This is a genomic window from Pseudomonas sp. G3-39 (genome assembly GCF_054790485.1).
Genome location: NZ_CP186497.1, coordinates 1,784,455 through 1,796,085, shown reverse-complemented (window position 1 = coordinate 1,796,085; position 11,631 = coordinate 1,784,455). Strand labels below are relative to the sequence as shown.

The following is an 11,631-nucleotide window of genomic DNA, read 5'->3' as shown; positions in this document are numbered from 1 at the left end:
TTCGACAAGGCAGTCACCATGATTTCGATGTCCTCCTTCCACGCCATGCTCATTCCGATTCTGTCCGGGATGATCCTGCTGGCGATCGGCTTCAACTTCCGCGACAAGAACGCCGGTGTGTTTGCCATGTGGGTCGGCATGCTGATGATCCTGGCGACCGTGGTCTACAAGATCCTCGCCAAACTCAACGAATAAATCCGCGCCCGGCTCGCATTGATTCTGGCTGCCTCGTACACTCGCTCAATTCGCCCCTTTGCGAGGTTGACCGCCTAGTGTTCGCTCGTCTGTTTGCTCTGCCCTGCCTGCTCCTTGTCTGCCTGATGACGCTGCTGCCGTTGGCCCCTGCCCAGGCGGTCGGTCTGCCGGGGCTGCTGAACACCACCAAGACGCAGCCGGAGGCGCAAGAGCCGCTGGGCCAGTCGCTGGATGAAGTCATCAAGTCGCTGGAAAACGACAAGCAACGCACGCAATTGCTGAGCGATCTGAAAAAGCTGCGCGACGCCACCAAGAAAGCCCAGGCTTCACCGGAAGAAGGCGTGCTGGGCCTGATCGGCGGCACCCTGGCCAGCTTCGAGAAACAGTTCTCCGGTGACGACAGCCCGCTGACCCGCTGGTCCGACGAGTTCGATCTGGCCAGGGACGAACTCGACAACCTGATGTTGCCGGCCAGCGAATGGCTGCCGATCATCTTCGGCTTCGCGGTGATCCTGATGGTCTGGAGCCTGCTCGCCGCCGCGCTGATCTGGCTCGGTCACCGGGTGCGCATGCGCTTCGGCCTGACCGAAGAACTGCCGCAGCATCCCAAGGCCCTCGACATGCTGCGCTTCGCCCTGCGCAAGCTCGGGCCGTGGTTGATTGCATTGGTCATCACCGTTTACATGAGCTACGCGCTGCCGTCGTCATTGGGTAAAAGCCTGGCGATGGTGCTGGCTTATGCGCTGGTGGTCGGCACCTGTTTCTCGGCGATCTGCGTGATCGCCTTCTCGCTGCTCGACGGCCCGCACCGGCACCGGGCGTTGTACATCCTGCGGCATCAGGCGTTCCGTCCGTTGTGGCTGATCGGCAGCTTCGCCGCATTCGGTGAAGCGCTGAGTGACCCGCGCCTGGTCGAAGGCCTCGGCGTGCACCTGGCGCACACCACCGCGACCATCACCAACGTGCTCGCAGCGCTGTTCACCGGGCTGTTCATCCTGCGTTTCCGCCGGCCGATCGCGCACCTGATCCGCAACCAGCCATTGTCCCGTCGCCTGACCCGCCGCGCCCTCAGCGACACCATCGATATCCTCGGCACCTTCTGGTACGTGCCGGCGCTGGTGCTGGTCGGCATCTCGCTGTTCGCCACCTTCGTCTCCGCCGGCGACACCAGCACCGCCCTGCGCCAGTCGCTGATCTGCACGGTGCTGCTGGTGATGTGCATGGTGATCAACGGCCTCGTGCGCCGTCATTCACTCAAACCGCAACGCGGGCCGAAGCGCCATGCGTTGTACTCGGAGCGCCTGAAAAGCTTCTTCTACACCCTCGCCCACCTGCTGGTGTGGCTGATCTTCATCGAGCTCGGCCTGCGCGTATGGGGCAAATCGCTGATCGGCTTTGCCGAGGGCGAAGGGCATGACGTCAGCGTCCAACTGTTCAGCCTGATCGGTACGCTGATTTTCTCCTGGCTGATCTGGATCCTCGCCGACACCGCCGTGCACCACGCCCTCACCCGCTCGCGCAAAGGCCTGGCGAATGCCCGCGCGCAGACGATGATGCCGCTGATCCGCAACGTGCTGTTCGTGGCGATTTTCATCATCGCGCTGATCGTCGCCCTGGCGAACATGGGCATGAACGTCACGCCACTGCTGGCCGGTGCCGGTGTGATCGGTCTGGCCATCGGTTTCGGTGCACAGTCGCTGGTGGCGGACCTGATCACCGGTCTGTTCATCATCATCGAAGACTCGTTGGCCATTGATGACTACGTCGACGTCGGCGGCCACCTCGGCACTGTCGAAGGCCTGACCATCCGCACCGTGCGCCTGCGCGACATCGACGGCATCGTCCACACCATCCCCTTCAGCGAAATCAAAAGCATCAAGAACTACTCCCGGGAATTCGGCTACGCGATCTTCCGCGTCGCGGTGCCGTACAACATGGAAATCGACGACGCGATCAAACTGATGCGCGACGTCGGCCAGAAAATGCGCACCGACCCGCTGCAACGGCGGAACATCTGGTCGCCGCTGGAGATTCAGGGCGTGGAAAGTTTCGAATCCGGCAGCGCGATCCTGCGCGCCCGCTTCAAGACTGCACCGATCAAACAATGGGAAGTTTCCCGAGCGTTCAACCTGTCGCTCAAGCGCCATCTGGACGAAGCCGGACTCGATCTGGCGACGCCACGCATGAGCGTCCAGGTCATCACTGCCGGCGGTGGCCAGCCGAAGGAATAGCACTTCGCGCAGACACTCGGGTCACAGGCAGGGAAGCCAGAAAAACAATAACCATGGAGACACCCGATGCAGCTGACACGTATCGCCCAGACCGTTCTGTTCACTCTGCTGGCCGGCACCGCCAGCGCTGCCACCCTGGACAGCACCCGCGAACAGATCGCCACGCAAGCCAAGGCACTTGAACCGCAACTGCTGGAAACCCGCCGCGATATCCACGCGCATCCGGAACTGGGCAACACCGAGAAACGCACCGCGGAACTGGTCGCCAGACAACTGAAGGCCATGGGCCTGGAAGTCAAAACCAACGTCGCCCGCACCGGCGTGGTTGCCATCCTCAAGGGCGCACTGCCCGGCCCGACCGTGGCCCTGCGCGCCGACATGGACGCGTTGCCGGTCAAGGAAGTCGCCGACCTGCCCTTCGCCTCGAAAGCCAAAGGCACTTATCTGGACAAAGAAGTCGACGTGATGCACGCCTGCGGCCACGACGCCCACACCGCGATCCTGTTGAGCACGGCGAAAATTCTTACGGGCATGCGCGACACCCTGCCCGGCACCGTGGTCTTCTACTTCCAGCCCGCCGAAGAAGGCCCGAGCGACTTCATCCCCGACGGCAAAAACACCTGGGGCGCGAAAATGATGGTGCAGGAAGGCGTGATGAAATCCCCCAAACCCGACGCCGTCTTCGGCCTCCACGTCTGGGCCGGCGTCCCCGCCGGCCAGATCGCCTACCGCCCCGGCGCCACTCTGGCCAGCTCCGACGACCTGCGCATCAAAATCCTCGGCAAACAGACCCACGCCGGCCGCCCGTGGGACGGCATCGACCCGATCACCGTCGGCGCACAAACCATCGTCGGCCTGCAAACCGTGGTCAGCCGCCGCACCGACATTTCGTCCTACCCGTCGGTGGTCAGCATCGGCACCATCAACGGCGGCACCCGCTACAACATCATTCCCGAGTCCGTGGACATGAGCGGCACCATCCGCTCCTACGACTACGGCATCCGCCAGAAACTCCACGCCGACGTGCGTCAGACCATCGAGAAAATCGCCGAAAGCGGCGGCGCGAAAGCCGACGTCACCATCATCGAAAAATACGACCCCACGATCAACAACCCGGCACTGACGGAAAAAATGCTGCCGACGTTGAAGTGGGCCGCCAAGGATGACGTGGTCAATGCGCCGCTGGTGGGCGGCGCGGAAGACTTCTCGTTCTTTGCCAAGGAAGTGCCGGGGTTATTTGTGTTTCTCGGGGTGACACCACGGGATCAGGACATGAGCAAGGCGGCGCCGAATCACAATCCGGGATTCTTTGTGGATGAGTCGGCGCTGGTGGTTGGAGTGAGGACGATGGCGTCGTTGGCGACGGATTATTTGTATGCCAATGCAGGGGCGAGCAAGTAGAGATGAAGTTACAGTGGGGGCGCCTTCGCGAGCAGGCTCGCTTGTATGTTTAGACTTGAAGGGGTGGGCGGGACTACAGACTCGATTCTGACTCTGACCAGTACAGACCGTGGGAGACTTCTCGTCCCGCCCCTTCTACCCAAAGCGCCAATAAGGAATTCATCGGTAAACCGACGATAGAGACAAGCCAGCGCAACGGTAGACCCCAACAAGCTCTTAAACCCTAGCTCCGAGGATTCGTCATGACAATCCTTACTTCGCAGACGGTTGTTGGTATCGATATCGCCAAGGCCGAAATCGTTGTCTATCGCGCCGACTTGGAAACCATTGAAGCGGTCAAGAATGATCGTGCCGCCCTCAAACGTTGGCTCAAAACTCTGCCCGCGCAAAGCGCTATCGCTGTCGAAGCCACCAATATCTACCATTTGGAGACTGTTGATCTGGCTCATGCGATGGGACATCAGGTCTATGTGGTGGATGCTTATCGAGTCAGCCACTATCGTCGCGGTGTCGGTCAGCGAGCCAAAAATGATCCCTGCGATGCACGCGTGCTCGCACGCTATCTGACGAATGAACAAAGCAAACTGCGGCTTTGGAACCCGCCTCCTAAAGCCTACACCGTACTGAAAAGCTTGCTGCACAGACGCGCGACGCTGATTCAGAACCATACGGGTCTGATGTTGAGCTGGGCCGACGAACCCTTGCTGAAGAAAGAACGTACGGCTCAGCAAAAGGCATTCGAGCGATCCGACAAGGTCATTCAAAAACTGCTGCGCAAAGTCAGCAAAGAGGCCGGTATTGATGACAATATTGACCGCTGCAAAGCAATCGAGGGCGTGGGAGAGCTGACTGCGACTGGGTTGGCAACGACCTATATGCGCGGTGACTTTGCCAACAGCGACGCGTTCATCGCGTTTTTGGGTATGGATCTGACGGTGGACGATTCGGGGAAAAAGAACGGCCCGAGGTTCCTGAGCAAAAAAGGAGATCCGGAGATCCGTCGATTAGCCTACAACGCCGCAATGGCGGCGTGTCGCTCAACCAAGTGGAAGCCTTTTTACGAGTCATACTTGGCCAGAGGCTTCTCGAAAACACAGGCATTGGTAGCTCTTGCTCGCAAGCTCTGCCGAGTGGCATTCACCCTGATGAAGAATCAGGGCGAATACCGATCAGTTTGAGATTCTAGGGTTGCTGAGCAACATAGAATCTCCCACATTTGACCGTGTGCAGCCTGTTAGAGATTGGTCGGCTGTCAGGCCGCCATCGCTGGCAAGCCAGCTCCCACAGTGGGATTGGGTGCAGGCAGTTGGAGATTGGTCGGCTGGGAGGTCACCATCACTGGCAGGCCAGCTCCCACAGAGAGATTGGGTGCAGGCAGTTAGAGATTGGTCGGCTGTCAGGCCGCCTTCGCGAGCAGGCTCGCTCCCACAGTGGGATTGGGTGCAGGCAGTTGGAGATTGGTCGGCTGTCAGGCCGCCTTCGCGAGCAAGCTCGCTCCCACAGTGGATGGGTGTGGGCTGTTGGAGTTGGTCGGCTGGGAGGTCACCACCACTGGCAGGCCAGCTCCCACAGTTGGATTGAGTGCAGGCAGTTGGTGATTGGTCGGCTTTCAGGCCGCCATCGCGAGCAGGCTCACTCCTACAGAAAAGCAAAAGCCGACCGCCGGCTCTTCACCACTCAAATGGCCGAGTGTCAGCTCGCCGAAAGCTCTTGATCTTGACTCACCGGCCCGTCGGCAGGCTGAGCGGAGGGATTGATCCGGGGGTGGGAGCGAAGCGACCGTTCGACGAAGTCGAACACATCGAGAGGAGGTGCAGCGAAGCAAACCGGAGGCGATGCGCCCGGATCGATCCCGGAGCGAAGGAACCCCGAGCTTTAGCGAGCGGGCCGAACGTCAGGGCACAGACCTTTGGTTCCTTTGGGGCGTTTGCCAAAGGGACTCGCTGTAAAAGCGAAACCGCCAGTGGCAACACCCGAAGCAACGGATATACACCCAAAACCCCAAGAACCTGGTCGGCCCAAAGGCCGCCAAGGTCAAACAACATCTACACCAACGTGAATCGCATCATGCCGCCAAAACTCCAGATCACAATCAATCAACCGCTCATGCTGATCATAATTGACCCGAGCAATCCGTAACCCCGGACTCCCGACAGAAACCCGCAAAGCCGCCGCCGCATCCACCGACAACGACGTCGGCACAATCTCGAACCGCACCCGCCCATAGTGCAAATCGTAATGCCGCGCATAAAGCTCGGTCATCGACTGATTCAAATCAAACCCCAGAATCCCCGGAAAATACTGCGGATTCAGATAGTGCTCCACATACAAAACCAACCGTCCGTCAATCCGCCGCGACCGGCAAATCTGAATCACGCTCGACAAAGCAGGCAACTGCAACAACGCACAAACCGCCACCGATGCCGGCTGCAACCGCGCCGAAATCACCTCGGTCGACGGCACCCGCCCCTGCGCACTGACCATCGCGTGAAAATGACTGCGCTGCATCAGGTTGTACGCCAGACGCGGCGGTGAAACGAACCAGCCACGGCGCTCCTCGCGATAGATCTGCCCCTGCGCCTCCAACTGCAACAAGGCCTCACGCACCGTAATGCGCGTGGTGCCGAACAACTCACTGAGCTTGCGCTCGGCCGGCAACTTGCTCCCGGGCGCGAGCAGGCCGTGATCAAGTTGCTCCTGCAGCACCTGACCAATCGCTGTCACCGCTTTTGTTGCCTCATCGCGCATCAACGTTACCTATCTGGACTAGACCAGCACTGTTTCGGGGCAAAAACCGTACGGCCTGCAAGCCGTTTCCTTGTATTGCAAGCCTAGGCAGTGCAGATGACCGAGAGATGACAAACCCGCCCGACGGTCGCCCTCATGACTTGCAATACATCGGCCAAGTGCCTTGTCCGCCGGGGCTTTGACCTTGGTCTACGCTTACCGGGCAAGCGCCGAAACCGGGCCAATAAAAGGCCTGCCGGGCGACCGCCGACATCAAAGTGTCATCCAGCCCCCTTAAATTGGCTCAGGTATTGCTGACCTAGACCAACACAAACCGCAATCGCAGCGTTGAACACGACCAAGGAGCTTCGGAATGAAACAGCTTTTCCTGGCAACACTGTTAGGCTCGACCATTGCAATGTGCACCTCCGCCATGGCGGCGGGTACCGACCTGAAAACCCTCGAAGCCGCTGCGAAAGCGGAAGGCGCCGTCAACAGCGTCGGCATGCCCGATGACTGGGCCAACTGGAAAGGCACCTGGGAAGACCTGGCCAAGACCTATGGCCTGAAACACATCGACACCGACATGAGCTCGGCCCAGGAAATCGCCAAGTTCGCCGCCGAAAAAGACAACGCCACTGCCGACATCGGCGACGTCGGCGCGGCCTTCGGCCCGATCGCGGTCAAACAGGGCGTGGTGCAACCGTACAAACCAAGCACCTGGGATCAAGTCCCGGACTGGGCCAAGGACAAGGACGGCAACTGGGCACTGGCCTACACCGGCACCATCGCCTTCATCGTCAACAAGAAGCTGCTGCACGGCTCCGAAGTGCCAACCAAATGGGCCGACCTCAAGGGCGGCAAATACAAGGTTTCCATCGGTGACGTGAGCACCGCCGCGCAAGCCGCCAACGGCGTACTGGCCGCTGCCCTGGCCAACGGTGGCGACGAGAAAAACATCCAGCCGGCCCTGCTGCTGTTTGCAGACATCGCCAAGCAAGGTCGCCTGTCGATGGCCAACCCGACCATCGCCACCATGGAAAAAGGCGAGATCGAAGTCGGCGTGGTCTGGGACTTCAACGGCCTGAGCTACAAGGCCAAGATGGCCAACCCGGATGACTACGTGGTGCTGATCCCGTCGGATGGCTCGGTGATTTCCGGCTACACCACGATCATCAACAAATACGCGAAAAACCCGAACGCCGCCAAGCTGACCCGCGAATACATCTTCAGCGACGCCGGCCAGACCAACCTCGCCCGCGGCAATGCTCGTCCGATCCGCGCCGAACACCTGCAACTGCCGGAAGACGTGAAGGCCAAGCTGCTGCCGAACGAGCAGTACAAGAAGGTCACGCCGATCAAGGACGCCGACGCCTGGGAAAAAACCTCCAAGGCCCTGCCGCAGAAGTGGAACGAAGAAGTCATCGTAGAGATGAAGTAATCCTGTAAATCCCCACTGCTGGATCCATTGGAGATCCAAATGTGGGAGCGGGCTTGCTCGCGAATGCGGTGGATCAGTCAAGCATCTATTGACTGACACTCCGCCTTCGCGAGCAAGCCCGCTCCCACAGGGGATCCAGGTTGAATCTGAAATTTCCTGTTTTCGCGGAGTTTTTGCCCCTATGAAGCACAACGTCATCCTTGTCGTGCTCGACGGTCTCAATTACGAGGTCGCGCGTCACGCCATGGGGCATCTGCAGGCTTACGTTGGCGCAGGACGCGCCGCGCTCTATCAGTTGGAGTGCGAGTTGCCGGCCCTGTCCCGACCGCTTTACGAATGCATCCTTACCGGCGTGCCGCCGATCGACAGCGGCATCGTCCACAACAACGTTGCGCGCCTGTCCAACCAGCGCAGCATCTATCACTACGCCCGCGACGCCGGCCTGAAAACCGCCGCAGCGGCCTATCACTGGGTCAGCGAGTTGTACAACCGCTCACCGTTCCTAGCGGCCCGCGACCGTCATACCGACGATCCAGCGTTACCGATCCAGCACGGGCATTTCTACTGGAGTGACCACTACCCGGATTCGCACCTGTTCGCCGACGCGGAACACCTGCGCCTGCGCCATGCGCCGAACTTCCTGCTGATCCACCCGATGAACATCGACGACGCCGGCCACAAGCACGGCCTCGATTCCGCGCAATACCGCAACAGCGCGCGCTCGGCGGACATCATCCTGGCCGACTACCTGCAAGGCTGGCTCGACGCGGATTATCAGGTGCTGGTGACTGCCGATCACGGCATGAACAACGACCGCTCGCACAACGGCCTGCTGCCGGAAGAGCGCCAGGTGCCGCTGTTCGTCCTCGGCAACGCCTTCAGCCTGAATGCTGACGCCGCGCCGAAGCAGACCGAGATCTGCGGCACCGTCTGCGAACTGCTCGGCGTCCCTCACGACAAACCTGTGTGCCGGGAGCTGCTCAAGTGAATGCCATGACTCGCGGCAAATGGCTCGCGGCCCTGTGTCTGGTGCCGTTCGCGCTGTTCTTTATCGTGTTCGAAATCGCCCCGCTGGTCTGGGTGATGATCAACAGCCTGCAATCGGAAGAGTTCGGCTGGGGCTTCGCCAACTTCAGCAAGATCTTCAGTTCGAAGTTCTATCTGCAGGCGATTCAGTACAGCCTGGAGATCAGTTTCTGGTCGAGCGTATTCGGCATCATCATCGCCGTGCTCGGTGCGTATTCGTTGCGCCGGGTCGACTCGAAACTGCGCAACTTCGTGAATGCCTTCGCCAATATGACCAGCAACTTCGCGGGGGTGCCGCTGGCGTTCGCGTTCATCATCCTGCTCGGCTTCAACGGCAGCATCACGATCATGCTCAAGCAGGCCGGGATCATTCAGGACTTCAACCTGTACTCGAAAACCGGTCTGATCATCCTCTACACCTACTTCCAGATTCCCCTCGGCGTGCTGCTGCTCTACCCGGCGTTCGACGCCTTGCGTGAAGACTGGCGCGAATCCGCCGCGCTGCTCGGCGCCAACGGCTGGCAGTTCTGGCGCCACATCGGTCTGCCGGTGCTGACCCCGGCACTGCTCGGCACGTTCGTGATCCTGCTGGCCAACGCCCTCGGCGCCTACGCCACGGTGTACGCCTTGACCACCGGCAACTTCAACGTGCTGCCGATCCGCATAGCGGCAATGGTTTCCGGGGATATTTCCCTCGATCCGAATCTCGCCAGTGCCCTGGCCGTGGTGCTGGTGGCGCTGATGACCATCGTCACCGTCGTGCATCAACTGCTGCTGAAGAGGAGCTACCATGTCTCGCGCTGAATCCGGCCCGGCCGGTGTCTACCACCGCGTCGTGGTTTATCTGCTGTTCGCGATTCTGCTGCTGCCGCTGGTAGGCACGCTGATCTACTCGATTGCCAGCAGCTGGTCGGCGACCATCCTGCCCAGCGGTTTCACCTTCAAGTGGTACCTCCAGTTGTGGAGCGACCCGCGCTTCCTGCATGCCTTCGGCCAGTCGCTGCTGGTGTGCGTCGGCGCGCTGGTGCTGTCGGTGGTGCTGATCCTGCCGCTGCTGTTCGTGGTGCATTACCACTTCCCGAAACTCGATGCGCTGATGAACATCCTGATCCTGCTGCCTTTCGCGGTGCCGCCGGTGGTGTCGTCGGTGGGTCTGTTGCAACTGTACGGTTCCGGGCCGCTGGCGATGGTCGGCACACCGTGGATTCTGATCGGTTGCTACTTCACCGTGGCGCTGCCGTTCATGTACCGGGCGATCACCAACAACCTGCAGGCGATCAACCTGCGCGACCTGATGGACGCCGCGCAACTGCTCGGCGCCAGCACCTTTCAGGCGGCATTTCTGGTGGTGCTGCCGAACCTGCGCAAGGGCCTGATGGTCGCGTTGCTGCTGTCGTTCTCGTTCCTGTTCGGTGAGTTCGTGTTCGCCAACATCCTCGTTGGCACGCGCTACGAAACCCTGCAGGTGTACCTGAACAACATGCGCAACAGCAGCGGCCACTTCACCAGTGCGCTGGTGATCTCGTACTTCTTTTTCGTGCTGGTCCTGACCTGGATCGCCAACATCTTGAACAAGGACAAAAGCGAATGAGCTATGTCAGCGTCCAACACCTGCAGAAAAACTACGCGGGCACTACGGTGTTCAGCGACATCAACTGCGAGATCAACAAGGGTGAATTCGTCACCCTCCTCGGCCCATCGGGTTGCGGCAAGTCCACGCTGCTGCGCTGCATAGCCGGGCTGACGCCGGTGGATGGCGGCAAGATCCTGCTTGATGGCGTCGACATCGTGCCGCTGAGCCCGCAGAAACGCGGGATCGGCATGGTGTTCCAGAGCTACGCGCTGTTCCCCAACATGACCGTCGAACAAAACGTTGCCTTCGGCCTGCGCATGCAGAAGGTCAATGCCGACGACAGCCACAAGCGTGTCGCCGAGGTGCTGAAACTGGTTGAGCTCAACGACTTCGCCAGTCGTTATCCGCATCAGCTCTCCGGCGGCCAGTGTCAACGCGTTGCCCTCGCCCGCTCGCTGGTGACTCGCCCACGCCTGTTGCTGCTGGATGAACCGCTGTCGGCGCTGGATGCGCGTATCCGCAAACACCTGCGTGAACAGATCCGGCAGATCCAGCGCGAACTCGGCCTGACCACGATTTTCGTCACCCACGATCAGGAAGAAGCATTGACCATGTCCGACCGGATTTTCCTGATGAACCAAGGGAAGATCGTGCAGAGCGGCGATGCCGAAACCCTCTACACCGCACCAGTGGACATATTCGCCGCAGGCTTCATCGGCAACTACAACTTGCTTGACGCCGACAGCGCCTCGAAGTTGTTGCAACGGCCGATCAACCACCGCATCGCGATTCGCCCGGAAGCCATCGAACTGAGCCTCAATGGCGAACTCGATGCGCAGATCCGCAGCCACAGCCTGCTCGGTAACGTGATCCGCTATCGGGTCGAAGCGCGCGGTGTGGAACTGGTGGTGGACGTGCTCAACCGCTCGGCGGCGGATCTGCATCCCGACGGTCAGCGTCTGGCGCTTTCCATCGATCCGACGGCCCTGTGTGAGGTAGCCTGATGACTTTGCTGACGTTGAAGAGAGAACTGCACT

The 11,631-nt window shown here is 60.2% G+C and carries 10 protein-coding genes; 9 read left to right on the top strand and 1 reads right to left on the bottom strand.

The features are described 5' to 3' along the window. The first annotated feature begins 18 nt into the window (after positions 1-18). The 4 genes from ACOYXG_RS08145 (at position 19) to ACOYXG_RS08130 (ending at position 5,005) form a co-directional block, all read left to right on the top strand. A complete protein-coding gene (locus tag ACOYXG_RS08145) occupies positions 19-195 on the top strand; it encodes a hypothetical protein (RefSeq protein ID WP_007965354.1) in 177 nt (58 codons plus the stop codon). A gap of 77 nt (positions 196-272) precedes the next feature. Further along, positions 273-2,426: a mechanosensitive ion channel family protein gene (locus ACOYXG_RS08140; protein ID WP_460356942.1), complete on the top strand. Its 2,154-nt coding sequence runs from the start codon at positions 273-275 to the stop codon at positions 2,424-2,426. A gap of 66 nt (positions 2,427-2,492) precedes the next feature. Next, positions 2,493-3,827 (top strand): amidohydrolase, encoded by a 1,335-nt coding sequence (locus tag ACOYXG_RS08135; protein ID WP_460356939.1) that lies wholly within the window; start codon positions 2,493-2,495, stop codon positions 3,825-3,827. 242 nt (positions 3,828-4,069) lie between these two features. Further along, positions 4,070-5,005 (top strand): IS110 family transposase, encoded by a 936-nt coding sequence (locus tag ACOYXG_RS08130; RefSeq protein WP_103369841.1) that lies wholly within the window; start codon positions 4,070-4,072, stop codon positions 5,003-5,005. Between the two features lie 856 nt (positions 5,006-5,861). Here ACOYXG_RS08130 and ACOYXG_RS08125 read toward each other — a convergent pair. Continuing rightward, positions 5,862-6,575 (bottom strand): UTRA domain-containing protein, encoded by a 714-nt coding sequence (locus ACOYXG_RS08125; RefSeq protein ID WP_025113378.1) that lies wholly within the window; start codon positions 6,573-6,575, stop codon positions 5,862-5,864. Between the two features lie 352 nt (positions 6,576-6,927). Between ACOYXG_RS08125 and ACOYXG_RS08120 the strand changes: the two genes are divergently transcribed. The 5 genes from ACOYXG_RS08120 (at position 6,928) to ACOYXG_RS08100 (ending at position 11,598) form a co-directional block, all read left to right on the top strand. After that, complete coding sequence (locus ACOYXG_RS08120; RefSeq protein WP_027613356.1) at positions 6,928-7,995, top strand: ABC transporter substrate-binding protein; 1,068 nt, start codon at positions 6,928-6,930, stop codon at positions 7,993-7,995. A gap of 181 nt (positions 7,996-8,176) precedes the next feature. Then, the gene (locus ACOYXG_RS08115) at positions 8,177-8,983 is read left to right on the top strand and encodes an alkaline phosphatase family protein (protein WP_460356935.1); all 807 of its coding nucleotides are present in this window, start codon (positions 8,177-8,179) and stop codon (positions 8,981-8,983) included. A 5-nt stretch (positions 8,984-8,988) separates the two neighbouring features. Then, entirely contained in the window at positions 8,989-9,825 is an 837-nt protein-coding gene (locus tag ACOYXG_RS08110) for an ABC transporter permease (RefSeq protein WP_163005303.1), read from the top strand. After that, positions 9,812-10,612 (top strand): ABC transporter permease, encoded by an 801-nt coding sequence (locus tag ACOYXG_RS08105; RefSeq protein WP_007965346.1) that lies wholly within the window; start codon positions 9,812-9,814, stop codon positions 10,610-10,612. The genes ACOYXG_RS08110 and ACOYXG_RS08105 overlap by 14 nt, the downstream gene beginning before the upstream one ends. Next, positions 10,609-11,598, top strand: coding sequence for an ABC transporter ATP-binding protein (locus tag ACOYXG_RS08100; RefSeq protein ID WP_003223124.1), 990 nt, complete (start codon positions 10,609-10,611; stop codon positions 11,596-11,598). The genes ACOYXG_RS08105 and ACOYXG_RS08100 overlap by 4 nt, the downstream gene beginning before the upstream one ends. Positions 11,599-11,631 lie beyond the last annotated feature (33 nt).

What these genes read in the sequence shown, in the direction of transcription:
- ACOYXG_RS08130 (WP_103369841.1), top strand. Translation starts at nt 4,070, where the DNA reads ATGACAATCCTTACTTCGCAGACGGTTGTTGGTATCGATATCGCCAAG.
- ACOYXG_RS08120 (WP_027613356.1), top strand. Translation starts at nt 6,928, where the DNA reads ATGAAACAGCTTTTCCTGGCAACACTGTTAGGCTCGACCATTGCAATG.
- ACOYXG_RS08125 (WP_025113378.1), bottom strand. Translation starts at nt 6,575, where the DNA reads ATGCGCGATGAGGCAACAAAAGCGGTGACAGCGATTGGTCAGGTGCTG.
- ACOYXG_RS08110 (WP_163005303.1), top strand. Translation starts at nt 8,989, where the DNA reads ATGACTCGCGGCAAATGGCTCGCGGCCCTGTGTCTGGTGCCGTTCGCG.
- ACOYXG_RS08135 (WP_460356939.1), top strand. Translation starts at nt 2,493, where the DNA reads ATGCAGCTGACACGTATCGCCCAGACCGTTCTGTTCACTCTGCTGGCC.
- ACOYXG_RS08115 (WP_460356935.1), top strand. Translation starts at nt 8,177, where the DNA reads ATGAAGCACAACGTCATCCTTGTCGTGCTCGACGGTCTCAATTACGAG.
- ACOYXG_RS08100 (WP_003223124.1), top strand. Translation starts at nt 10,609, where the DNA reads ATGAGCTATGTCAGCGTCCAACACCTGCAGAAAAACTACGCGGGCACT.
- ACOYXG_RS08105 (WP_007965346.1), top strand. Translation starts at nt 9,812, where the DNA reads ATGTCTCGCGCTGAATCCGGCCCGGCCGGTGTCTACCACCGCGTCGTG.
- ACOYXG_RS08145 (WP_007965354.1), top strand. Translation starts at nt 19, where the DNA reads ATGATTTCGATGTCCTCCTTCCACGCCATGCTCATTCCGATTCTGTCC.